At 53.8% G+C, this 23,097-nt stretch carries 18 protein-coding genes and 1 tRNA gene; 9 read left to right on the top strand and 10 right to left on the bottom strand.

Annotated elements, in window-relative coordinates; genetic code table 11:
- Positions 1 to 51 precede the first annotated feature (51 nt).
- The 3 genes from G163CM_RS18370 to zapB form a co-directional block, all read right to left on the bottom strand.
- Positions 52 to 801: a CDP-diacylglycerol diphosphatase gene (locus tag G163CM_RS18370; RefSeq protein WP_231825894.1), complete on the bottom strand. Its 750-nt coding sequence runs from the start codon at positions 799 to 801 to the stop codon at positions 52 to 54.
- 100 nt (positions 802 to 901) lie between these two features.
- Positions 902 to 1,891, bottom strand: a complete 990-nt coding sequence (locus G163CM_RS18365) for a sulfate ABC transporter substrate-binding protein (protein WP_231825893.1) — start codon at positions 1,889 to 1,891, stop codon at positions 902 to 904.
- Between the two features lie 180 nt (positions 1,892 to 2,071).
- Complete coding sequence (zapB, locus tag G163CM_RS18360; RefSeq protein ID WP_144052217.1) at positions 2,072 to 2,317, bottom strand: septal ring assembly protein ZapB; 246 nt, start codon at positions 2,315 to 2,317, stop codon at positions 2,072 to 2,074.
- 418 nt (positions 2,318 to 2,735) lie between these two features.
- Here zapB and G163CM_RS18355 point away from each other — a divergent pair, with 418 nt between their 5' ends.
- A complete protein-coding gene (locus tag G163CM_RS18355) occupies positions 2,736 to 3,584 on the top strand; it encodes an MIP/aquaporin family protein (RefSeq protein WP_231825892.1) in 849 nt (282 codons plus the stop codon).
- Positions 3,585 to 3,605: 21 nt separating this feature from the next.
- Entirely contained in the window at positions 3,606 to 5,114 is a 1,509-nt protein-coding gene (glpK, locus tag G163CM_RS18350) for a glycerol kinase GlpK (RefSeq protein ID WP_015343985.1), read from the top strand.
- A 90-nt stretch (positions 5,115 to 5,204) separates the two neighbouring features.
- On the opposite strand, the gene gltS is transcribed toward glpK, so the two are convergent.
- Complete coding sequence (gltS, locus tag G163CM_RS18345; protein ID WP_231825891.1) at positions 5,205 to 6,407, bottom strand: sodium/glutamate symporter; 1,203 nt, start codon at positions 6,405 to 6,407, stop codon at positions 5,205 to 5,207.
- Between the two features lie 272 nt (positions 6,408 to 6,679).
- Between gltS and G163CM_RS18340 the strand changes: the two genes are divergently transcribed.
- From G163CM_RS18340 to G163CM_RS18325, 4 genes are all read left to right on the top strand, one after another.
- Positions 6,680 to 8,071 carry a nucleobase:cation symporter-2 family protein gene (locus G163CM_RS18340; protein ID WP_015343983.1) on the top strand — a complete coding sequence of 464 codons (1,392 nt, stop codon included), beginning with the start codon at positions 6,680 to 6,682 and terminating at the stop codon, positions 8,069 to 8,071.
- Positions 8,072 to 8,207: 136 nt separating this feature from the next.
- On the top strand, positions 8,208 to 9,887 hold the full coding sequence (locus G163CM_RS18335; RefSeq protein WP_231825890.1) for an AsmA family protein: 1,680 nt from the start codon (positions 8,208 to 8,210) through the stop codon (positions 9,885 to 9,887).
- Between the two features lie 193 nt (positions 9,888 to 10,080).
- Positions 10,081 to 11,640 carry a PTS transporter subunit EIIC gene (locus tag G163CM_RS18330; RefSeq protein ID WP_231825889.1) on the top strand — a complete coding sequence of 520 codons (1,560 nt, stop codon included), beginning with the start codon at positions 10,081 to 10,083 and terminating at the stop codon, positions 11,638 to 11,640.
- A 14-nt stretch (positions 11,641 to 11,654) separates the two neighbouring features.
- Positions 11,655 to 13,034 carry a family 4 glycosyl hydrolase gene (locus tag G163CM_RS18325; protein ID WP_231825888.1) on the top strand — a complete coding sequence of 460 codons (1,380 nt, stop codon included), beginning with the start codon at positions 11,655 to 11,657 and terminating at the stop codon, positions 13,032 to 13,034.
- 16 nt (positions 13,035 to 13,050) lie between these two features.
- Here the strand turns inward: G163CM_RS18325 and G163CM_RS18320 are convergent, their stop codons facing one another.
- The 3 genes from G163CM_RS18320 to G163CM_RS18310 form a co-directional block, all read right to left on the bottom strand.
- Entirely contained in the window at positions 13,051 to 13,773 is a 723-nt protein-coding gene (locus G163CM_RS18320) for a MurR/RpiR family transcriptional regulator (protein WP_231825887.1), read from the bottom strand.
- Between the two features lie 80 nt (positions 13,774 to 13,853).
- A complete protein-coding gene (gene yicI / locus G163CM_RS18315) occupies positions 13,854 to 16,172 on the bottom strand; it encodes an alpha-xylosidase (RefSeq protein WP_231825886.1) in 2,319 nt (772 codons plus the stop codon).
- An 11-nt stretch (positions 16,173 to 16,183) separates the two neighbouring features.
- Positions 16,184 to 17,578 (bottom strand): glycoside-pentoside-hexuronide family transporter, encoded by a 1,395-nt coding sequence (locus G163CM_RS18310; protein ID WP_231825885.1) that lies wholly within the window; start codon positions 17,576 to 17,578, stop codon positions 16,184 to 16,186.
- Positions 17,579 to 17,879: 301 nt separating this feature from the next.
- Here G163CM_RS18310 and G163CM_RS18305 point away from each other — a divergent pair.
- A tRNA-Sec gene (locus G163CM_RS18305) sits at positions 17,880 to 17,974 on the top strand.
- Positions 17,975 to 18,157: 183 nt separating this feature from the next.
- Here the strand turns inward: G163CM_RS18305 and pfkA are convergent.
- The 3 genes from pfkA to cpxP all read right to left on the bottom strand — a co-directional run bounded on the left by pfkA (position 18,158) and on the right by cpxP (position 20,832).
- A complete protein-coding gene (gene pfkA, locus G163CM_RS18300) occupies positions 18,158 to 19,120 on the bottom strand; it encodes a 6-phosphofructokinase (protein ID WP_231825884.1) in 963 nt (320 codons plus the stop codon).
- A 192-nt stretch (positions 19,121 to 19,312) separates the two neighbouring features.
- Positions 19,313 to 20,206 carry a CDF family cation-efflux transporter FieF gene (gene fieF / locus G163CM_RS18295; RefSeq protein ID WP_015966511.1) on the bottom strand — a complete coding sequence of 298 codons (894 nt, stop codon included), beginning with the start codon at positions 20,204 to 20,206 and terminating at the stop codon, positions 19,313 to 19,315.
- Between the two features lie 128 nt (positions 20,207 to 20,334).
- Positions 20,335 to 20,832 carry a cell-envelope stress modulator CpxP gene (gene cpxP, locus G163CM_RS18290; protein WP_231825883.1) on the bottom strand — a complete coding sequence of 166 codons (498 nt, stop codon included), beginning with the start codon at positions 20,830 to 20,832 and terminating at the stop codon, positions 20,335 to 20,337.
- Between the two features lie 150 nt (positions 20,833 to 20,982).
- Between cpxP and cpxR the strand changes: the two genes are divergently transcribed.
- Both cpxR and cpxA read left to right on the top strand, forming a co-directional pair.
- The gene (gene cpxR, locus G163CM_RS18285) at positions 20,983 to 21,681 is read left to right on the top strand and encodes an envelope stress response regulator transcription factor CpxR (protein WP_015966513.1); all 699 of its coding nucleotides are present in this window, start codon (positions 20,983 to 20,985) and stop codon (positions 21,679 to 21,681) included.
- Positions 21,678 to 23,051 (top strand): envelope stress sensor histidine kinase CpxA, encoded by a 1,374-nt coding sequence (cpxA, locus tag G163CM_RS18280; protein WP_231825882.1) that lies wholly within the window; start codon positions 21,678 to 21,680, stop codon positions 23,049 to 23,051. Before cpxR ends, cpxA begins: the two co-directional genes overlap by 4 nt.
- The last annotated feature ends 46 nt before the right edge of the window (positions 23,052 to 23,097 follow it).

The following is a 23,097-nucleotide window of genomic DNA, read 5'->3' as shown; positions in this document are numbered from 1 at the left end:
CAGCAAGAATACGACGGCAGGCACGTCAGGTAAACGCCAGAACGGGTAGGGTTACTTCAGAATATCACATTGATGATCCTGAATTTCCTCGGCTGACGCGCGATTCAGCGCCAGTAAATTACGCTGCGTCGCCAGCAGGACAAAGCTTTCATCGCTTAAGCGAACCATCGCCAGCGCGTAGCTTCCCATGTGGTCGCGCGCGTCGGGCACCTCTTCCGCCAGCATCATAAACGGGCTGCTTTTCACCATTTCGCTTTCGGTGACACGGCGCGCCAGATACTCATTCCCTCGCAGGCCACCCGGCAGCGGCAACCAGCGGGTGCTGATTTTCGCCATATTCGTATCCAGTTGATGACGCACGTCCGTGCGAAGACAAGAGATGTGAATGTGGAAGTGATTTTGCGTACGCCCGGTGCGTGAATTGATCGCCAGCGACACGGCGCTATCCGGGATCTCTTTGCCATATTTCTGGCTCATAAAACTGCGCGCCTGCCAGGCCAGCCAGAAGAAATTCGGCGTATAAGGCTCCAGCAGCATCGGGCTTTCAGTACCGTTGATACGGTAAGTGGGCATCAGAAGATATTGCAGCGGGCCGTTGCGGTCCTTGAATACCACGTATCCGGCATCCGGTTTCACATCCGCACACGGCGCGGGATTCTGGTGTTGGAGCTGACCAGGAAGGCACTGTTCGAAGACGATGGTGCGCAGCGCGTTCGGGTTTCCGGCCCACTTCCAGTAGCCTGCGCCCGCCGCGAGAGCAATGACGATTATCGCCAGAATAAGATAGCCAGCTTTTTTCATTGTGCGTTCCCTGTAATTCGATGACTGGCAAGGGTACCGCATAATCGTGACAAATAAAAAAGCCCGGTATGATTACCGGGCCATCTCGCGCTAACCGTGATTAACGCTTGCTAATCTGATCGAAGGTACCGCCGTTAGAGAAGTGCGTCTGTTGCGCTTTCGCCCAACCGCCAAACTCTTCGTCGATAGTGAACAGTTTCAGTTTCGGGAACGCGCTTTCATATTTCTTCGCCACTTCCGGGTCACGCGGGCGATAGAAGTTTTTCGCCGCAATCTCCTGGCCTTCTGGCGAGTACAGGTACTTCAGATAGGCTTCTGCGACTTCTTTAGTGCCTTTTTTATCAACCACTTTGTCGACCACAGAAACGGTCGGCTCAGCCAGAATCGACTCGCTCGGGGTAACGATTTCGAATTTGTCTTTATCCAGTTCGTGAGTAGCCAGCAGCGCTTCGTTCTCCCACGCAATCAGCACATCGCCAATGCCGCGTTCAACGAAGGTATTGGTTGCACCGCGTGCGCCGGAATCGAGCACTTCAACGTTTTTAAACAGTGATTTGACGAATTCCTGCGCTTTGGCCTGGTCGCCATTATTGTGGTGCAGTGCGTAGCCCCATGCTGCAAGGTAGTTCCAGCGAGCGCCGCCGGAGCTTTTCGGGTTCGGAGTGATGACAGACACGCCCGGTTTCACGAGGTCGTTCCAGTCATGAATCTGTTTTGGGTTGCCTTTACGCACCAGGAAGACGATGGTGGAGGTGTACGGCGCGGAGTTATCCGGCAGGCGTTTAATCCAGTTTTTATCGATGCGGCCACGCTCAGCAATCGCGTCAACATCATAAGCCAACGCCAGCGTCACTACGTCGGCTTCGATACCATTAATAACCGATGTCGCCTGCTTACCGGAGCCGCCGTGCGACTGACGAATCACCACGTTATCACCCGTCTCTTTTTTCCAGTGCGCGCTGAACGCTTTATTGTACTGATCGTACAGTTCGCGCGTCGGATCGTAAGAAACGTTAAGTAATTGAATATCCTTAGCCAGTACGCTGGTGGAAGCCAGCAAAAGAGTTAAACCCACGCCCCACTTGTTCATCGCCCGCTCTCTTATGTTGTGTCGTTGATGAGGCTAGCGTGCCAGAAAGCAAATCGAACATTAAAGAATAAAAAAAGATTGATTATGTGATTTTGAAATATACAGCGGGGAAATAACATAAAGAGAAGTCGCTGCCTTCCTGGCATAACGCCCGATGAAGGCAGCAAACTCAGAGGAAGATTAGACTTCTTCCATACGGCCCAGCAGTGCCTGCAGGCGATCCTGCCAGCCGCTCTGCTGTTCTTTCAGCTGGTTGTTTTCGCGTTCCAGCTCTTCACGGCTGTGCTGTGCAGACTGAACGTCCTGCGCCAGCGCGTTGTTCTTCTCTTTCAGTTCTTCGATTTCCATCTGCAACAGGGTGATGGTATCAATCGCCTGCTGAACTTTTGCTTCCAGTTTCTCAAATACTTCTAATGACATCGTCATACCTCTCCTGATCTTGCAAGGCGTTGATATCGTCCCGGGAACCCGGCGACGCCTTAACGAAAATAAGCGCACTTCTGACCTTCGATTGTATGGAGCCCCGCTCCCCCTGTCCAGCGCCAGGGCACGTAGATTGCGGTTTGCAACAATTTTCAGTCTAGACCTGGAGCTTTCGGCGCATTTACCCCTTATTTGTTAACACCAGAGGTGAATGAAATGATTCAGCTCTCTTTTTTTAGTTCCGTAAAGACACACAATGTGGCGCGAAATCGCTCATTTTATGACGCAGTACACACATTTTGATTTCGATATTTCTCGTTTATGTTCGTTAACGATAAATTAACACTATGCCTACATGGCAGCGTGGGTGTCTTCGACCACCACGACACAATAACTAGCAAACTGTCTTCAGGAACCGATTATGAGCCAAACTTCAACCCTAAAAGGCCAGTGCATTGCAGAGTTTCTTGGTACCGGGCTGTTGATCTTTTTCGGCGTTGGATGTGTTGCGGCATTAAAAGTCGCGGGGGCCAGCTTTGGCCAGTGGGAAATCAGCATCATCTGGGGTCTGGGCGTGGCGATGGCCATCTACCTGACCGCAGGGGTTTCCGGCGCACATCTTAACCCGGCGGTCACCGTTGCGCTGTGGCTGTTCGCCTGTTTCGAACGCCGTAAAGTGGTCCCTTTCATTCTTTCTCAGTTTGCCGGTGCGTTTTGCGCAGCGGCGTTGGTTTACGGGCTTTACTACAACCTTTTCTACGACTATGAATTAACCCATCATATGGTGCGCGGTAGCGTAGAAAGTCTTGATCTTGCTGGAATATTCTCCACTTACCCGAACCCACATATCAATTTTGTGCAGGCCTTCGCGGTAGAAATGGTGATAACCGCTATCCTGATGGGCGTGATTATGGCGCTGGGCGACGATGGCAACGGCATTCCACGCGGGCCGCTGGCACCGCTGCTGATTGGCCTGTTAATCGCGGTTATTGGTGCCTCCATGGGGCCGCTGACCGGCTTTGCGATGAACCCGGCGCGTGATATCGGACCAAAAACCTTCGCCTGGCTGGCGGGCTGGGGCGACGTCGCCTTCACCGGCGGCAAAGATATTCCTTATTTCGTGGTGCCGATGTTCGCACCCGTGGTGGGCGCGGCGCTGGGTGCATTCAGCTATCGCAAACTGATTGGCCGCCATTTGCCGTGTGATACCTGTGTGGTTGAAGAGAAAGAAACCACCTCCGGTAGCGCTCAACACAATGCTTCGCTGTAATCTGACTATGGAACACGCATTATGACTGACAAAAAATATATCGTTGCGCTCGACCAGGGCACCACCAGTTCCCGCGCCGTTGTGATGGATCACGACGCCAATATCATCAGTGTTTCACAGCGCGAGTTTGAACAAATTTATCCTAAGCCAGGCTGGGTTGAGCACGATCCGATGGAAATCTGGGCGACCCAGAGCTCCACGCTGGTCGAAGTGCTGGCAAAAGCCGATATCAATTCCGATCAGATTGCCGCAATTGGTATCACCAACCAGCGCGAAACCACCGTGGTGTGGGAACGCGAAACCGGGAAACCGATTTATAACGCGATTGTCTGGCAGTGCCGCCGTACCGCCGACATCTGCGAGCAGTTGAAACGCGACGGCATGGAAGAGTACGTGCGCAAAGCCACCGGTCTGGTGGTAGACCCTTACTTCTCCGGCACCAAAGTGAAATGGATCCTCGACCACGTTGAGGGCTCCCGCGAACGCGCGAAGCGCGGCGAACTGCTGTTCGGTACCGTCGACACCTGGCTTATCTGGAAAATGACCCAGGGGCGCGTGCACGTCACCGACTACACCAACGCCTCACGTACCATGCTGTTCAACATCAACGAGCTGGACTGGGATGACAAAATGCTCGAAGCGCTCGACATCCCGCGCGCCATGCTGCCAGAAGTACGCAAATCCTCTGAGGTGTATGGTCAGACCAACATCGGCGGGAAAGGCGGCACGCGTATTCCGATCGCCGGGATCGCCGGCGATCAGCAGGCGGCGCTGTTCGGCCAGCTATGCGTGAAGGAAGGAATGGCGAAAAATACCTATGGTACCGGCTGCTTTATGCTGATGAACACCGGCGAAAAAGCGGTGAAGTCTGAGCATGGACTGCTGACCACCATCGCCTGCGGCCCGCGCGGCGAAGTGAACTATGCGCTGGAAGGCGCGGTGTTTATGGCTGGCGCCTCTATTCAGTGGCTGCGCGATGAAATGAAACTCATCAGCGACGCATTCGACTCCGAATATTTCGCCACCAAAGTGAAAGATACCAACGGGGTGTATGTGGTTCCGGCGTTTACTGGCCTCGGCGCGCCATACTGGGACCCGTATGCGCGCGGCGCGATTTTCGGCCTGACGCGCGGCGTCAACTCGAACCACATTATTCGCGCCACGCTGGAATCCATTGCTTATCAAACGCGCGACGTGCTGGAAGCGATGCAGGCTGACTCCGGCATTCGTCTGCACGCCCTGCGCGTAGACGGCGGCGCGGTTGCCAATAATTTCCTGATGCAGTTCCAGTCAGACATTCTGGGTACCCGCGTAGAGCGCCCGGAAGTGCGTGAAGTCACTGCGTTAGGTGCTGCGTATCTCGCGGGCCTGGCGGTAGGCTTCTGGCAAAATCTGGATGAATTGCAGGAGAAAGCGGTGATTGAGCGTGAATTCCGCCCGGGAATCGAAACGACCGAGCGTAATTATCGTTACAGCGGCTGGAAAAAAGCGGTGAAACGCGCGCTGGCGTGGGAAGATCACGGAGAGTAAAAAACTTTGGCGGGGGCGCTTCGCTTGCCCGCCCTACATTGATCGCAATTCTTTGTAGGGCGGGCAAGCGAAGCGCCCCCGCCACATTTCTCAGCCAAACATCGGCAACATCAAATAGAGCTTAATCACCAGCGCATTGACGATATCGAGGAAGAACGCCCCCACCATCGGCACCACCAGAAACGCCGTATGCGACGGGCCGAAACGTTCGGTAATCGCCTGCATATTGGCAATCGCCGTTGGCGTCGCACCCAGGCCAAAGCCGCAGTGACCCGCCGCCAGCACCGCCGCGTCGTAGTTTTTGCCCATCATCCGGTAGGTGACGAAAATGGCGTACAGCGCCATCGCCAGCGTCTGCACGCCCAGAATCGCCAGCATCGGTAGCGCCAAAGACGCCAGCTCCCACAGTTTCAGGCTCATCAAGGCCATCGCCAGGAATAACGACAGGCTAACGTTGCCAAGCACCGACACCGCGCGTTCAAAGACGCGATAAAAGCCCACCAGCGCCAGGCCATTACTCAGGATTACGCCAATAAACAGCACGCATACAAAGGTTGGCAATTCAAACATGGTGCCGGTCAGCAGTTGCGCAACCACTCGCCCGACCGTCAGACAAATCGCAATCAGTGCGATGCTTTCAATCAACACCAGCGAGGTGATAACGCGCCCAACGTCCGGCTTTTCAAACGCCGTCGGCACTTCCTGATCCTCCGGCGTACCGTCCGGCGAGGAAGAGTGTTTAACCAGATAACGCGCCACTGGCCCGCCAATCAGCCCGCCCAGCACCAGGCCAAACGTTGCGCAAGCCATCGCGACTTCCGTTGCGCTGGTAAAACCGTAGCGTTCGGTAAACAGTTTGCCCCACGCCGCCCCGGTACCATGGCCGCCAGAGAGCGTAATCGAGCCTGCCAGCAGGCCCATCAACGGGTCCAGCCCCAGCATTTTCGCCATGCCAATACCGATGGCGTTCTGCATCAGCAGCAGCCCCACCACCACAATCAGAAAGGTGCCTAATACTTTACCGCCCGCACGAAGGCTGGCGAGATTGGCGTTCAGGCCAATCGTGGCGAAGAAGGCCAGCATCAGCGGATCTTTCAGACTCATATCGAAGTCGATTTCCCAGCCCATGCTTTTTTTCAGCACCAGCAACGCCAGCGCCACCAGCAGCCCACCGGCGACCGGTTCAGGAATAGTGTATTTTTTAAAGAAGGGAACGGAGTGAACCAGTTTGCGCCCTAACAGCAGCACCATTGTCGCCGCGACCAGCGTAGATAACGTATCGAGATGAAACATATTTAAAGCTCCTTACCAGACGCATGATTCATTCATACGCGACGTATTTCCTGTGTCGTTGAGATCTCATCGTAAGATCAGGGAGCAGATTGTAATCAATAAATGCGCAAAAATGACAGAAAAAGGTTAATCACGCTGATAAACCATTTATGCAATGAATAATTGATAAAAAATAAGGTCCGGTAATTTTTTAACGCCATCACAAAGCAACCGTTTGCTTTTACTCGCCAGTCCGATAAAATCGCCACTTTTCCACCACGAGATCGTCCCTGATGTCCGCCAACACCCTTGAGTCAGAAAATGCGCAACCGGTTGCGCACACTCAAAACAGCGAATTGATTTACCGCTTAGAAGACCGCCCGCCGCTGCCACAAACCCTTTTTGCCGCACTGCAACACCTGCTGGCGATGTTTGTCGCGGTGATCACGCCAGCCCTGCTGATTTGTCAGGCGCTGGGGCTGCCGGCGGCCGATACTCAGCACATCATCAGCATGTCGCTGTTCGCTTCCGGTGTGGCGTCCATCATCCAGATTAAAGCCTGGGGCCCGGTGGGTTCTGGTCTGCTGTCGATTCAGGGCACCAGCTTCAACTTCGTTGCGCCGCTGATTATGGGCGGTACCGCACTGAAAACCGGCGGTGCCGATGTGCCGACCATGATGGCGGCGCTGTTTGGTACGCTGATGCTGGCGAGCTGCACCGAGATGGTGTTGTCACGCGTGCTGCACCTGGCGCGACGTATTATCACGCCGCTGGTTTCCGGCGTGGTGGTGATGATTATCGGCCTGTCGCTGATTCAGGTTGGCCTGACATCCATTGGCGGCGGTTATGCGGCAATGAGTAACAACACCTTTGGCGCGCCGAAAAATCTGCTGCTGGCGGGTATCGTGCTGGTGCTGATTATCCTGCTTAACCGCCAGCGTAATCCGTACCTTCGCATTGCGTCGCTGGTGATTGCCATGGCGGCGGGATATCTGATGGCCTGGTTCCTGGGCATGCTCCCGGAAAACACCGCGCCGACCAACACCGACCTGCTGATGATCCCAACCCCGCTATACTATGGTCTGGGCATCGACTGGAACCTGCTGCTGCCGCTGATGCTGGTGTTTATGATCACCTCACTGGAAACGATTGGTGATATCACGGCGACATCTGACGTCTCTGAGCAACCGGTCTCCGGCCCGGTATACATGAAGCGCCTGAAGGGCGGCGTGCTGGCCAACGGCCTGAACTCGTTTGTCTCTGCGGTATTCAACACCTTCCCGAACTCCTGCTTCGGCCAGAACAATGGCGTGATTCAGCTGACCGGCGTCGCCAGCCGTTACGTCGGTTTCGTGGTGGCGTTGATGCTGATTGTCCTTGGTCTGTTCCCGGCGGTAAGCGGTTTTGTGCAGCACATCCCTGAGCCGGTTCTGGGCGGCGCAACGCTGGTGATGTTCGGCACTATCGCCGCGTCCGGCGTGCGTATTGTCTCCCGCGAACCGCTGAACCGCCGCGCAATCCTGATTATTGCCCTTTCACTGGCCATCGGCCTGGGCGTTTCCCAGCAACCGCAGATCCTGCAGTTCGCACCAGACTGGCTGAAAAACCTGCTCTCCTCCGGTATCGCCGCAGGCGGTATCACCGCGATTGTGCTGAATCTGGTTTTCCCACCAGAAAAAGAGTAATCCGCTTTGCCGGATGGCGATTGTGTCATCCGGCGCTATCCCCCTACGCTGACACCGAATTTCACCGTTCTTACCTTGAGCATTGCGCATAATTCGTGCATAACTGCCTTATGTGCCCTTCTCAGGATGGAAGATCATGAAATTTATTGGAAAGCTGATTCTTTGGCTCCTCGTTGCACTGCTGCTGGTTATTCTCGCCTTCTACTTCCTGCTGCAAACCCGCTGGGGGGCGCGCGAAGTCAGTCAGTGGCTTACTGAGAACACCGATTACCAGGTGACGTTCGATGCGATGGATCACCGTTTCTCATCGCCTTCCCATATCTTGTTCAGGAATGTGACCTTCGGGCGGGATGGCAAACCCGCGACGCTGGTCGCTAAAGCTGTCGATATCGGCCTGAGCACCCGCCAGGTGACCGATCCGCTACACGTTGACACCATCCTGCTGCAAGACGGCACGTTAAATCTCTCGCCATCTAACGCGCCGCTTCCCTTCGCCGCCGATCGCCTGCAGCTCAACAATATGGCCTTCAATAGCCCGGAAACCGGCTGGGAACTGAGTGCGCAACGGGTTAACGGCAGCATTGCGCCGTGGACGCCGGAAGCGGGCAACGTGCTGGGCAAGAAAACACATCTGCAGGTGAATGCAGGTTCCCTGACGCTCAATGGCGTACCCACCAGCAACGCGGTTATTGAAGGGGATATTGATAACGGTATTGTGACGCTCACCAGCCTTGGCGCGGAGGTCGCGCGCGGCTCGCTGGCCGGCAATGCCCGCCGCAACGCGGATGGAAGTTGGGTGGTGGATAATCTGCGCCTGAACGATATTCGTCTGCAAAGCGACAAAACGCTGATCGATTTCTTCGCCCCGCTCAGCACCGTTCCGTCGCTGCAAATTGGCCGCCTTGAGGTCGTGGATGCCCGTTTACAGGGGCCGGACTGGGCGGTGACCGACCTTGATATGAACGTGCGCAACCTGACCCTAAGTCAGGGCGGCTGGCAGAGTACCGACGGCAGAATCACCCTTAACGCCAGCGAGTTTATCTATGGCTCGTTGCATCTGCTGGATCCTATTTTCAACGGGGAGCTTTCAGACCAGGGCATCGCCCTGCGTCAGTTCACCACCCGCTGGGAGGGCAGCACCGTGCGAACGTCCGGTTTCTGGTTGCGCAACGGGCAGGCGCTGACGCTGGATGATGCGTCGATTGTCGGCCTGGAGTACACGTTGCCGAATAACTGGAAACAGTTATGGATGGACGCGTTGCCGGAGTGGCTCAATAGCGTGACCCTGAAGAAATTTACCGCCAGCCGCAATCTGGTTATCGATATCGACCCGGTTTTCCCGTGGCAGATCACGGCGCTGGAAGGCAGTGCCACCAACCTGCAACTGGTGAAGAATCGCCTGTGGGGCGTATGGGGCGGAAATGCGCAACTCAACGCCGCTGCGGCGACGTTTAATCGCGTGGACGTCAACAGACCGAGCCTGGCGCTGTCGGCAAACGCCTCGACGGTCAATATCAGCGAAATTGCGGCGTATACCGAGAAAGGCATGCTCAAAGCCACCGCCACGGTTTCTCAGTTGCCGCAACGGCAGGTGAACGTCAGCCTCGACGCGCGCGGCGTGCCGCTTAATACGCTACAAGCCTGGGGATGGCCAGCGCTGCCCATCAGCGGCGACGGTAACCTTCAGCTCACCGCCACAGGTGCAGTGCAGGCCGACGCGCCGCTCAAACCAACGGTAAACGGGCAATTGAGCGCGGTGAATATGGCGAAGGAGCAGGTGACGCAGACGATGCGGGGTGGGGAGATCGCCCGGTAACATAACGCCCCGAGCATCCTCGTTCGGGGCTTTTCTCTTAATGAAACCTGTGTGCATTTTGTGGTGCTTTGTACCTATTTCCCGCAACAGGTTTCATTTAAATATTAAGCTTGATATAACTTTTTTGCTGGAAGCTATTTTAATAATAAAAACCGATTACCCTTATTAATAATCATAATTTCAAGGAATAATTATGTCTGCAATACGTCAACGTATTCTGGAGAATATGCAAAAATTCTCCAGAGCGATGATTGGCGCAGTATTGTTTTTGCCTGTCATCGGCTTAATCCTTGCCCTAAGCTCTGTCCTTACTAACCCAACCATTGTTTCGGAAACGGGTTTCCTTCATCAACTGGGTCAACTCCTCGGCGATACCTTTTGGCCGCTGTTTGGTAATCTCGGCCTCTTGTTTTGCGTGGGAATAAGCTATGGTTTAGCCCGCGATAAAAAAACGGAAGTCGCACTGGTTTCCGTGATGTGTTTTATTATGTTCCTTGGCGCCAACCATTCATGGTTGGAATATACAAATAGTATTGCCGAGAAAATTAACGGCGAATATTATGGAACCGGCCAGACGCAGATATTAGGTTTTGTCGTCGTCGACATGGGCGTATTCCTGGGCATCATTCTGGGTTGTACCATTGCCTGGGTACATAATAAAGTTTCGGCAATCGAATTACCGGGTGCATTATCCATGTATGGCGGCGCAAAACTGACGCTTATCGCCATGACGCCGGTCATCATTTTATATGCGATGGCGTTCACCTGGATTTGGCCATTCATGACCCACGGTATTTCAGCGTTAACCGGATTTATGAAGAATGCTGGTATCGCCGGCGTCTTTGTTTATGGTTTCTTTGAAAAATTCCTGATCCCGACCGGTTTGCATCATTTCGTCTGGTCTCCGTTCCAGTTGACACAAATTGGCGGCACCATCAGCGTGGATGGTCAGGTCGTTTCCGGTACGCAGGCTATCTTCCTTGCCTATATGCGCCACCCTGATCTCACCCCCGTTATGAACGAGGCGCTCAGATTCGCGCAGCAAGGTATGACCACCATGTTCGGTCTGTCCGGCGCGGCGCTGGCGTTCTATCACACAGCCACGCCGAAAAAGAAAACGCTGGCGAAAGCGATTCTGCTTCCCGCGATTATTACCTCGATTCTGACCGGTATTACCGAGCCTATCGAATTTACCTTTTTGTTTATCTCGCCGCTGCTGTGGTTCATTCATGCAACCCTGACGGCTGCCTCGCAGGCGCTTTGCGATATATTCACCGTCCGACCGTGGGGTGCTTCGGGCTTAATCGAATTTCTGATTTACAACTTGCCGCTGCCCGCTTCGCTGACGCGCTGGCCGGGCTATGTGCTTATAGGCATTGGGCAGTTTGCCGCTTACTACGTTATTTTCCGTACGCTGGTCGTGAAGCTTAATCTTAAAACACCCGGTCGGGAAGATGACGAAGGCGTACGTCTGTACAGCAAAGAAGATTATCGGCAGAAAGCGGATAAAAAAAAGGATATCACTGACGATATTATTATCGGGCTCGGCGGACGGCAAAACATTATTTCCGTCGATAACTGTTTCACCCGTTTACGCGTAGCGGTTCATGATATGGAAAAAGTAAACGATGCCCTTTTAAAAAGTACAGGTGCTAACGGTATCGTCAGAAATCAACATGAAGCTCAGGTCATTTATGGTGTCAAAGTCGGGCAAATTCGCTCAAAAGTGGATAGCTGGCTGACCACTCATTAACGGGAGTAATAAACATGAAATTAACCGTATTAGGCGGGGGCGGCGTTCGCTCTGCGTTTCTGGCAAAATCACTGGCCTATAACGCCCATCGCATTAATTTACAGGAAGTTGTCTTCCAGGACAGCTCAGAAAAAAATCTATCAATATTTGGCGAAATCGCGCGCTACATTTTTACCACAATTCGCCCGGATATTAAATTTACGCTGACAACCGACCCTGTTACAGCGCTGGAAAAAACCAATTACGTCATTACCACACTACGTGTAGGTGGTGATGAAAGCCGCGTCCGTGACGAACGCATTGCGCTTAACCACCACACTCTTGGGCAGGAAACCACCGGGGTGGGCGGCTTTGCGATGGCTATGCGTTCGATTCCGGCCATTTTGGGTTATTGCCAGCTTATCGAAAAACATGCCGCAGAAGACGCCATTCTGTTCAACTTTACTAACCCCTCGGGGCTCGTTACCGAAGCCATTATCAAATCAGGTTTTAAGCGCCGGGTTTATGGTATTTGCGACGCACCGTCGGAGCTCATTCGCGAATTACCCGCGATCCTGAACTGCGCCAGCGACGACCTGAGCGTCGAATGCTATGGGCTCAACCATTTTTCGTGGTTTACCCATTTCACGGTACGCGGCGAAGATGTTACTGATAAATTAGTGGCTCATCCGGCCCTGTATAGCAAAACCGCCATGCAATACTTCTCGCCAGAGCTTGTACAGCTTTGCGATAAGCAACTGCTGAACGAATATCTCTATTACTACTACTATCGTGAAGAAGCGTTAAATGCGATTCTCGAAGCCCCGGAGACGCGCGGTGAGCAAATTGCGCGAATCAACAAGGAGATGCGTGATGAGCTCCAGCACATTGATGTAAAAGCGCACCCTGAAGCCGCCTTCGATGTCTGGATGAAACATTATCTGCGTCGCGAAAATAGCTATATGCAAAGTGAATCGCAGCAGGAGAAATTCAATCCTCGCACGGCAATCACGCTTCGTCAGTTTATTGAAGAACCGGATACCGGTGGTTACGCAGGCGTTGCGCTGGATATTCTGGAAGCGGTGAACAGCACCACAACCAAGCGCATTGTGGTTTCCTTGCAGAACAACCAAACGCTCGATTTTCTGCGCCCGGACGATGTGATTGAGATCAGTTGCGATCTCAGCAAAGATGGCTTAAAACCGATTACGCCGATACATGTTCCGGACGCGCAAAAGAATATGATTTCCTGCGTGAAAGAGTATGAAAGGCTGGCGGTAGAAGCCATCTTTAAGAAAGATCGCGCGCTAGCTATTCGCGCCATGATGGCGCATCCGTTAGTGGGTTCTTTTTCCTTAGCCACAAAACTGGCGACCGATTATCTGAGCGACGTACATTTTTCTGACTGGAAATAACATATCGGCGGGGCGCTCATCGCGCCCCGCTATTTTGCATAAACCACAACTTGAGCAGATGCTCAAAGCCGAGAATACAGTAGCCAAAAAACGGGTTGCTCCAGTAGATATCGTCATCAAACTTTTGCGGGTCATGAATGATAAACGCCGTATCGGCAGCCTGGGCAAGCGGGCTTTGATAGTCGCCGGTAAAGCAAACCAGATTCATTCCCTTTCCCTTAATGGCATTGACCCAGTTCAGCGCAGAACTGCTACGCCCGGATTTTGACACAATCCAGATAGAGTCAAATTTTAACGCCGATTTCTGTTCAAGAATTTCGTAGTCTGGCCAAAGCGCGAGGCTGGCATTCACGCCGGTCACCAGAAATTTATTATAAATATATTGCGCAATAAGCTGCGAAAATCCACTGCCGTGGATTAACACGCGCTCATGCTTCAGCCTCTCTAGCAGCAACGTCAGGCCTTCCGCAGGCTGAATGTTCATAAAATCAATATCATTCGTCACATCCAGTTTCGGCATCGTGATATTGAATTTTATAAAATAGACCAGCTCCAGCCAGCCGCTAAAGTTAAGCTTCTTTGCCAGACGCACCAGCGAGGAAGGATTGCTATAACAGCGCGTTGCCACGGAACGAATTCCCTCTCTCAAACAGCGTTCGGGATCGTCCTGAATACAGCGTAAAACAGTGATATCAATTTTGCTTAGCTTTGCATCGCGGAAAATGATTTGCGGATCCATGACTCCTCCCTGAGTTGAGAACACATAAAAAAGCCCTCTTTACAGCGCAAAGAGGGCCAGATTAACGCACAAAGCGTAAATTAAAGTGTGATCGTCAGCGTATTACTCTGCGCTTTCACCACCACGCCCAGCTCACTTCCAGCATGTGCGCCGCCCTTAATGCCGCTAATCTGCTGCACGTTACGCAGGCACAGCGTCCAGTCGCGCGCGTTACCTTCACCGGTCACCGTGATGGTGTTACCCGCGCGCACCGCTTTCAGGGTGAACGCGGCTGAACCATCCGCCGCCGGAACGGTGCAGAGAGCTTCACGGCCATCATCCAGACAGAAGAGCTGGAACTCCGTGCCTTCATGCCACGCGTAGTTCGGTTTCTGATTGTTGTTGCCCAACGCCAGCAGGGTGTTGTCGCGAACATACACCGGCAGACTCAGGAAGTCGTGCTGCTGTTTATGCCAGCGGCTACCCTGAACTTCATCGTTATGCCACAGGTGCGTCCAGCGGCCTTCCGGCAGGTAGAACTGCACGTCGCCCACTTCCGAGAACACCGGCGCCACCATCACGGAATCGCCGAGCATATACTGGCGATCGAGGTAGTCGCATGCCGGGTCGTTCGGGAACTCCAGCATCATCGCGCGTAACATTGGCGTACCCTGCTCATGCGCCAGCGCTGCCTGACGATAGAGGTACGGCATCATGCGGCACTTCATTTCGGTGAAGAAACGCACCACGTCGCAGGACTCTTCGTCGTACGCCCACGGTACACGGTAAGATTTGCTGCCATGCAGGCGGCTATGGCTTGAGAAGAGGCCGAATGCGCACCAGCGTTTGTAGACATCGGCCGGGGCGGTGTTTTCGAAGCCGCCGATATCGTGGCTCCAGAAGCCGAAGCCGGAGAGGCCAATCGACAGGCCGCCGCGCAGGCTTTCCGCCATGGATTCGTAGTTGGCGTAGCAGTCACCGCCCCAGTGAACCGGGAACTGTTGCGCACCCACGGAGGCGGAACGGGCGAACAGCACCGCCTCTTCCTCGCCAACAGTCTCTTTCAGCACGTTCCACACCAGTTCGTTGTAGATAAAGGCGTAGTGGTTGTGCATTTTCTGCGGATCGGAACCGTCAAACCACTGAACATCCGTCGGGATACGTTCGCCGAAATCGGTTTTGAAGCAATCGACGCCAATATCCACCAGCCCTTTCAGCTTGTCGGCGTACCACTGGCAGGCATCCGGGTTGGTGAAATCGTAAATTGCCAGGCCGGGCTGCCATTTATCCCACTGCCAGATCGACCCATCCGGGCGTTTAAGCAGATAGCCCTTCTCTTTCAGTTCCTGGAAGACAGGCGATTTTTGGCCGATGTACGGGTTGATCCACACGCACACCTTCAGCCCTTTCTCTTTCAGGCGCTGAATCATGCCTTTCGGGTCAGGGAAGGTCACCGGATCCCACTCGAAGTCACACCACTGGAAGGCTTTCATCCAGAAGCAGTCAAAGTGGAAAACGTGCAACGGCAGGTTGCGCTCAGCCATGCCATCGATAAAGCTGTTCACGGTCGCTTCATCGTAGTTAGTGGTAAATGAGGTAGTGAGCCACAGGCCGAACGACCACGCAGGCGGCAGCGCCGGGCGACCGGTAAATTGCGTGTAGCGATTGAGCACCTCTTTAGGTGTCGGGCCGTCGATCACGAAATATTCCAGATATTCGCCTTCCACGCTGAACTGCACCTTCGAGACTTTCTCAGATCCAATTTCGAACGAGACGTTTTCCGGGTGATTCACCAGCACGCCGTAACCGCGGTTGGTAATGTAGAACGGGATGTTTTTGTAGGACTGCTCGGTACTGGTGCCGCCGTCGCGGTTCCAGGTATCAACCGTCTGGCCGTTACGCACCAGCGCAGTGAAGCGCTCGCCCAGGCCATAAACCGTTTCACCCACGCCGAGGTCCAGGCGCTCAAACAGATAGTTTTTACCGGTGTTGCCGTCCTGCACGTAGCCGTTATTTTTCACCTGAGAACCGGTAATACGCACGCCGTTGCGCAGGAAATCGAGCGACCAGAATTCACCTTTGGTTACGCGCACGCTCAGGTTGCCACTTTTCAGCTCGGCAAATTCAGCGGTGTTCTGCATTTCAACTTTGACGTCTTTCAGGACATTCAGCGGATAGTGCGGGCCGTTATTTAACGCGCCCTGAAAGTGTTCGATACGTACGCCGACCACCCCTTCCTGCGGAGCAAAAAAGCGCAGCGTAAACATTGGGGTATCCAGCTGCCAGGTACGCTCACGCACATCGCGCGGCGCAGCATAAACCACCATCTCATTACCGTGCTGTTCGACATCGAACACCTGGATGGGGTGGATAAGATTGAGACCCGGTTGGATCAGCCAGTTTCCATCACTGATTTTCATAGTTCGTCCTCTTAACTCTGTAATGATTTTGATTCGGGTACATGTTCAAATTCTTGTTGATTGCGCCGCGCGCCCTGCGCCAGCTCGCCCATAACTTTCAGCAAGAACGGCGTTTTCAGGGTGTAGTAGCGCTTCGCAATGATGGCGCTCAGCAGATAGCAAACCGCAGGAACGAGAGTGAACAGGGCGATAATGATGCTTATGGTGGTGCTGTTCTGCGCTTTCGCGGCCGCATCGTAGCCCCCGCCCGCCAGCATCCAGCCAATCATCGCGCCGCCCAGCGCCAGGCCCAGCTTCAGCACGAACAGCGTGCCTGCGAAACTGATGCCGGTAAGACGTTTACCGTTACACCACTCGCCATAATCGACGGTGTCGGACATCATCACCCACTGAATCGGCGTCACAAGTTGGTGCAGCACACCAATCACGAAAATAAAGCCGAACATCAGTACGTTGGCATTCATCGGTACAAAGAACATCGCCAGGCTCAGCACCGCCAGAATAGCGTTGGTCCACCAGAAGACGCTCACTTTGCATTTCCAGTCGGTGAGCGGTTTGGCCATTGCGGAGCCAATCAGGTTGCCGACACAATAGGTGGTCAGGAAAGCAGTGAATAACGCCGGAGAGCCCATAATCCAGGTGACGTAATACATCATCGCGCCGCCGCGCACGCAGACGGCAAGGATGTTGAGAATGGTGAGCAAGCCAACAATGCGCCACTGATCGTTCTGCCAGATATCGCGCAGATCTTCACGCATGCCGGTGGTGCTCGGCGGTACCTGGATACGTTCTTTCGTGGTGAAGAAGCAGAATGCCAGCATCAGGAACGCAACCACCGACAGCACGGCAATCCCGCCCTGGAAACCGAGCGCTTTATCCTCGCCGCCGATTAAATTCACCAGCGGCATCATCAGCACGGTAGAGAGCATGCCGCCCGCCGTCGCCAGCACGAAGCGCCAGGATTGCAGCGAGATACGCTGCGTTGGGTCGTTTGTGATTACGCCGCCCAGCGCACAGTAAGGAATATTCACCACGGTATAGAGCAGGGTCAGCAGCGTGTAAGTTACGGCGGCGTATATCATTTTGCCGTTAAGGCTGAGGTCTGGCGTGCTGTAAGCCAGCACACACACCACGCCAAACGGCAGCGCGCCAAACAGCACCCACGGGCGGAACTTGCCCCAGCGGCTGCGGGTACGGTCAGCCAGCAGGCCCATGCAGGGGTCGGAGATGGCATCCAGCGCGCGCGCCAGCAGGAACATGGTGCCAACAAAGCCGGCAGGGATACCGAAAATATCGGTGTAAAAAAACATCATGTACAACATGACGTTATCAAAAATGATATGGCTGGCGGCGTCGCCCATGCCATAACCAATCTTCTCTTTGACGGATAAAACTTCGCTTTTCATGTCGAAATCCTTCTTGAGCCGACTCCACGCTGGTACCGGTTACGGTTTTTGTAAACCATCCGCCCGCTAAGATGAATTCCGATATCTCGTTATCAAATTACGTTTCTTAATTTCTGTGATCGCGGTAGGACTAGAGAGTGTGTCGAAGTGTAACTTGCGGATTTTATGGGGTTTTGTTCTGAGGGAGACATTCACACGCGTGATATGTACCAAATGAATCCAAAAAAGGTGCATTAAAAGATGTGGTAAATGCCTGAAAGTAGCTATAATGCGCCCCGCCTCCATGTAGCAATCGAGGCGCGGAAGATCGTCATCTCCGGTGAGGTGGCTGGACTTCAAATCCAGTTGGGGCCGCCAGCGGTCCCGGGCAGGTTCGACTCCTGTGATCTTCCGCCAAAATGCTCCCTTTTTGCCCTGACTTATCAACCTCGTCTCTTTTCCCCACACCACCCTTAATCATAGTGATGCGAAAATTATTCGAACTATCACCGCGCTAAAATTAAGTCAAAAAAAAGCCCTCCCGGAAGGGAAGGCCATTTTATTACGTCGGGCAGTACGCCCTCGGTTAACCCACGCGAATCAGTACAGCATTTTCGCGCAGTCTAACCAGTCACCTTTGAACGGACGCTTCATATTTTCGATGGCGTCAATGATGTCATGGTGAACCAGTTTTTCGTTCTGAATACCGACGCAGCGGCCACCGAAGCCCTGCTGCAGCAGTTCAATGGCGTATGCGCCCATGCGGGAAGCCAGAATACGGTCGTAAGGCACCGGGGAGCCGCCGCGCTGGATGTGGCCCAGAACGGTTGCACGGGTTTCACGGCCGGTTTCTTTCTCAATGAAATGCGCCAGCTCGTCGATATCACACATGTGTTCAGTGATGGCGACGATTGCGTGTTTTTTACCTTTCGCGATGCCGGCTTTGATTTCATTCACCAGATCGTCACGGTTAAACTCAACTTCCGGCAGAACCACGAATTCACAACCACCGGCAATCGCTGCCGCCAGGGTCAGGTCTCCGCAGTAACGGCCCATGACTTCCACAACAGAGATACGCTGGTGAGAAGAAGAGGTGTCACGCAGGCGGTCAATCGCTTCAACCACGGTGCTCAGTGCGGTGAAGAAACCGATGGTGTAGTCAGTGCCCTTGATATCGTTGTCGATGGTGCCCGGCAGGCCGATGCACGGGAATCCCATTTCGGTCAGACGCATGGCGCCCATGTAGGAACCGTCACCGCCGATAACAACCAGCGCGTCCAGACCGCGTTTTTTCATGTTTTCGATAGCCACAGCGCGGATATTCTCATCACGGAATTCCGGGAAACGCGCTGAACCGAGGAAGGTACCGCCACGGTTGATCATATCGGAGACGCTGTAACGGTCGAGTTGAACCATACGGTCTTCATACAGACCCAGGTAACCGTCATAGATACCAAAAACTTCCAGACCTTCCGTTAACGCAGCGCGCACAACACCACGAATGGCAGCGTTCATACCCGGCGCATCACCGCCGCTTGTCAACACACCGATTTTCTTAATCATGACTACCTCTGAACTTAGGAATGCTAATAATTAATTCTTCTGCCCGAAGCGCTCCCTGTAGGGAGAGAACGACCTTATTACAGATAGTATATCAAGTGCTTCGTGCTGAATTGATTCAGGTCAGGCCGAATGGCGGTTATTTGAACAAAAAATGCCGATCGACCCCACACTTTTACAACGACTTACGAAAGTTCAAACGCTCCTGCCACCATCCGGGACAACTGAGCACGGATCCTGGTGAATAATCACATCGGATCCGGGGAAGCGACGCAAAATAGCCTGCTCCACCTGTTCGGCAATCACATGTGCCTGAACCAGGGGTAGGTTATCTTCCATTTCCAGATGGATCTGAATAAAGCGGGTCGGCCCTGACTGCCGCGTTCTGAGATCGTGTGCACCGCTTACCCCAGGCCAGGCGGTCACGATGTCGATAATTTCCTGACGTTCTCCGTCGGGTAATGCGCGATCCAACAAAGACTGAACCGCCTCATAACCCATACGTAATGCGCTATATAAAATATAGATGCCAATTCCTAAAGCAAACAGCGCATCTGCGCGATGCCAGCCGTACCAGGAGAGCCCCAGCGCGACCAAAATTGCACCGTTCATCATAACATCAGACTGATAATGAAGCATATCCGCCCTTACCGCCTGACTTTGCGTTCTCCGCACCACCCAACGCTGGAACGAAACCAGCACTAACGTACTCACCAACGCAATGAGGGTGACAATGACGCCAATACCCGGTTTATTCATCACCTGCGGCTGTGCCAGGTGCTGAATGCCTGTTAAAAACAGGAACAGCGCCGAACCGGAGATAAACATGCTCTGCGCCAGCGCCGCCAGAGATTCAGCTTTGCCGTGGCCGAAAGTGTGTTCATCATCAGCGGGTTGCAGCGAATAACGCACCACCCACAGGTTAGTCAACGACGCCGCGATATCCACCAGGGAATCCACCAACGCCGCCAGAATACTGACGGAACCGGTGTACCACCATGCAAAAATTTTAATCAAAAGTAACACAGAGGCCATCACCGTCGCGGCAAGCGCTGCGCGGCTGATGAGCTGGCCATATGATTGATTCATAAACGCTCCTGCCATTCATTCTGCGGCTAGTATAGCGGAGGCGGTGGCAAAATTTGGGCAAAAAAAAACCCCCACATCATGTGGGGGAAGACAGGGATGGTGTCTATGGCAAGGAAAAACAGGGTTTGTTACTGGTTGCTACGGGTACTACTAAATAACATTGTCGTTGGGTTTTTCTGCATCCCGGCAACCTCACGCAACTGATCCATACGTTGCTGGTGTTTCTCATTTAAAGCCGCTTGCTGCTCTGGCGTTAGCAGGCGATACATCTGGTTGCGCACTTTCGCCATTTCTACCTGGCGTGCAACCTGCTCCTGCGCCATTTTTTCTGCCTGAGCGCGTACAGCGGCTTCATCAAATTTTTCTGCTGTGATGAGACGATGCATCGTCTCGACTTCGCTAACATTAACGGGTGGCTGGTCATGCCGGGCACGTTGCATCAGATCTCGCATCTGCTGACGTTGATGTTCGGTTAAACTTATGCCGTCAAACATATGACCCTGACTGCTACGCTGCGTGCTACCCTCAGCGGGGTGCCAGTTAACGCTGGTGACGACTTCAGCTGCCTGGCTATAAGCACTTAGCGCCAGTGTTGAGGCCATGACGGCAGCGATAACATTGCGCATCACTTGCTCCCAAAAACTTTTGTGTCGCGATTCAACGAGAGACAGTTTACGATTCAGGCTGCAAACATGCGTCAGGGGGTGTAAAACAACGTAAAGTCATGGATTAGCGGGCCTTGATGACGTAATTTCTGCCTCGGAGGTATTTAAAATATGAATAAAATTTTATTAGTTGATGATGACCGCGAGCTCACTTCCTTGTTAAAGGAGTTGCTCGACATGGAAGGGTTCAACGTTCTGGTAGCCCATGACGGTGAACAGGCGCTGGCACTTCTGGACGACAGCATCGACCTGCTTTTGCTCGATGTGATGATGCCGAAGAAAAACGGTATCGACACGCTTAAAGAGCTTCGTCAGACACACCAGACCCCCGTTATTATGCTTACCGCGCGCGGAAGCGAGCTGGATCGCGTTCTGGGCCTTGAACTGGGCGCAGATGACTACTTGCCTAAGCCGTTTAACGATCGCGAGCTGGTTGCGCGTATACGTGCGATTCTGCGTCGTTCCCACTGGAGCGAACAGCAGCAAAACAGCGACGTCGGTTCCCCAACCGTTGAAGTTGATTCCCTGAGCCTGAACCCGGGCCGTCAGGAAGCCAGCTTTGATGGGCAGGTCCTTGAACTGACCGGCACTGAATTCACCCTGCTTTATCTGCTGGCACAGCATCTCGGCCAGGTAGTTTCTCGTGAACATCTGAGCCAGGAAGTGCTGGGCAAGCGCTTGACCCCGTTCGACCGCGCTATCGACATGCACATCTCTAACCTGCGCCGCAAACTGCCGGAACGTAAAGATGGGCATCCGTGGTTTAAAACCCTGCGTGGTCGCGGTTATCTGATGGTGTCGGCTTCATGATAGGAAGTTTGACCGCACGCATCTTCGCCATTTTCTGGTTAACGCTGGCGCTGGTGCTGATGCTGGTTCTGATGCTACCGAAGCTCGATTCTCGTCAGATGACCGAGCTGCTGGACAGCGAACAGCGCCAGGGCATGATGATTGAGCAGCACGTTGAAGAAGAGCTGGCGGCCGACCCACCGAACGATTTGATGTGGTGGCGTCGTCTGTTCCGTGCCATTGATAAGTGGGCGCCGCCCGGCCAGCGCCTTCTGCTGGTGACCAGCGAAGGCCGCGTGATTGGCGCAGAACGCAGCGAAATGCAGATCATTCGCAACTTTATCGGGCAATCAGATAACTCAGATCACCCGCAAAAGAAAAAATATGGCCGCGTTGAGCTGGTTGGCCCGTTCTCCATCCGCGATGGGGAAGATAACTACCAGTTATACCTGATTCGACCTGCCAGCAGCTCGCAGTCCGATTTTATCAACCTGCTGTTTGACCGCCCGTTATTGCTGCTTATCGTGACGATGTTAGTCAGCTCGCCGCTGCTGTTATGGCTGGCGTGGAGCCTGGCAAAACCGGCGCGTAAGCTGAAAAACGCCGCCGATGAAGTCGCCCAGGGGAACCTGCGTCAGCATCCTGAACTGGAGGCCGGCCCGCAGGAGTTTTTAGCCGCAGGCGCCAGCTTTAACCAGATGGTGACGGCGCTGGAACGCATGATGACGGCGCAGCAACGTCTGCTTTCTGATATCTCTCACGAGTTGCGCACGCCGTTAACGCGTTTGCAACTGGGTACCGCATTATTGCGCCGCCGCAGCGGAGAGAGCAAAGAGCTGGAGCGTATTGAAACCGAAGCGCAGCGTCTGGACAGCATGATCAACGATCTGCTGGTGATGTCGCGTAATCAGGCAAATAACGCGCTGGTCAGCGAGACGATGAAGGCCAACCAACTGTGGGGCGAAGTGCTGGACAACGCCGCATTTGAAGCCGAGCAGATGGGTAAATCTTTCAGCATCGATTATCCGCCAGGGCCATGGCCGCTGTACGGTAACCCGAATGCGCTGGAAAGCGCGCTGGAAAACATCGTCCGCAATGCCCTGCGTTATTCGCATACCAAAATCGCCGTGGCATTTTCGGTTGATAAAGACGGCGTCACCGTGAATGTTGACGATGATGGCCCGGGTGTCAGCCCGGAGGACAGAGAGCAAATCTTCCGTCCGTTCTATCGCACCGATGAAGCACGCGACCGTGAATCCGGCGGCACCGGGCTTGGCCTGGCGATTGTTGAAGCCGCTATTCAGCAGCATCGCGGCTGGGTTAAGGCTGATGACAGCCCGCTCGGCGGGTTGCGGTTAACGATTTGGTTGCCATTGTATAAGCGGACCTAATCGGCGCCACGCCCGGTGGCGCTTCGCTTACCGGGCCTACAGATGC

It is taken from the genome of Pseudocitrobacter corydidari, from assembly GCF_021172065.1.
GTDB classification, from domain to species: domain Bacteria; phylum Pseudomonadota; class Gammaproteobacteria; order Enterobacterales; family Enterobacteriaceae; genus Pseudocitrobacter; species Pseudocitrobacter corydidari.
Note: the sequence above shows the minus strand (reverse complement) of the source record. Positions and strands in the feature narration are given on the sequence as shown.

Bases quoted from the DNA above. Each gene is read 5' to 3' on its own strand.
- G163CM_RS18370 (WP_231825894.1), bottom strand. From the start codon at position 801: ATGAAAAAAGCTGGCTATCTTATTCTGGCGATAATCGTCATTGCTCTC.
- yicI (WP_231825886.1), bottom strand. From the start codon at position 16,172: ATGAAAATCAGTGATGGAAACTGGCTGATCCAACCGGGTCTCAATCTT.
- cpxA (WP_231825882.1), top strand. From the start codon at position 21,678: ATGATAGGAAGTTTGACCGCACGCATCTTCGCCATTTTCTGGTTAACG.
- G163CM_RS18330 (WP_231825889.1), top strand. From the start codon at position 10,081: ATGTCTGCAATACGTCAACGTATTCTGGAGAATATGCAAAAATTCTCC.
- pfkA (WP_231825884.1), bottom strand. From the start codon at position 19,120: ATGATTAAGAAAATCGGTGTGTTGACAAGCGGCGGTGATGCGCCGGGT.
- G163CM_RS18335 (WP_231825890.1), top strand. From the start codon at position 8,208: ATGAAATTTATTGGAAAGCTGATTCTTTGGCTCCTCGTTGCACTGCTG.
- G163CM_RS18355 (WP_231825892.1), top strand. From the start codon at position 2,736: ATGAGCCAAACTTCAACCCTAAAAGGCCAGTGCATTGCAGAGTTTCTT.
- G163CM_RS18310 (WP_231825885.1), bottom strand. From the start codon at position 17,578: ATGAAAAGCGAAGTTTTATCCGTCAAAGAGAAGATTGGTTATGGCATG.
- glpK (WP_015343985.1), top strand. From the start codon at position 3,606: ATGACTGACAAAAAATATATCGTTGCGCTCGACCAGGGCACCACCAGT.
- G163CM_RS18325 (WP_231825888.1), top strand. From the start codon at position 11,655: ATGAAATTAACCGTATTAGGCGGGGGCGGCGTTCGCTCTGCGTTTCTG.
- cpxR (WP_015966513.1), top strand. From the start codon at position 20,983: ATGAATAAAATTTTATTAGTTGATGATGACCGCGAGCTCACTTCCTTG.
- cpxP (WP_231825883.1), bottom strand. From the start codon at position 20,832: ATGCGCAATGTTATCGCTGCCGTCATGGCCTCAACACTGGCGCTAAGT.
- G163CM_RS18365 (WP_231825893.1), bottom strand. From the start codon at position 1,891: ATGAACAAGTGGGGCGTGGGTTTAACTCTTTTGCTGGCTTCCACCAGC.
- G163CM_RS18340 (WP_015343983.1), top strand. From the start codon at position 6,680: ATGTCCGCCAACACCCTTGAGTCAGAAAATGCGCAACCGGTTGCGCAC.
- fieF (WP_015966511.1), bottom strand. From the start codon at position 20,206: ATGAATCAATCATATGGCCAGCTCATCAGCCGCGCAGCGCTTGCCGCG.
- gltS (WP_231825891.1), bottom strand. From the start codon at position 6,407: ATGTTTCATCTCGATACGTTATCTACGCTGGTCGCGGCGACAATGGTG.
- G163CM_RS18320 (WP_231825887.1), bottom strand. From the start codon at position 13,773: ATGGATCCGCAAATCATTTTCCGCGATGCAAAGCTAAGCAAAATTGAT.
- zapB (WP_144052217.1), bottom strand. From the start codon at position 2,317: ATGACGATGTCATTAGAAGTATTTGAGAAACTGGAAGCAAAAGTTCAG.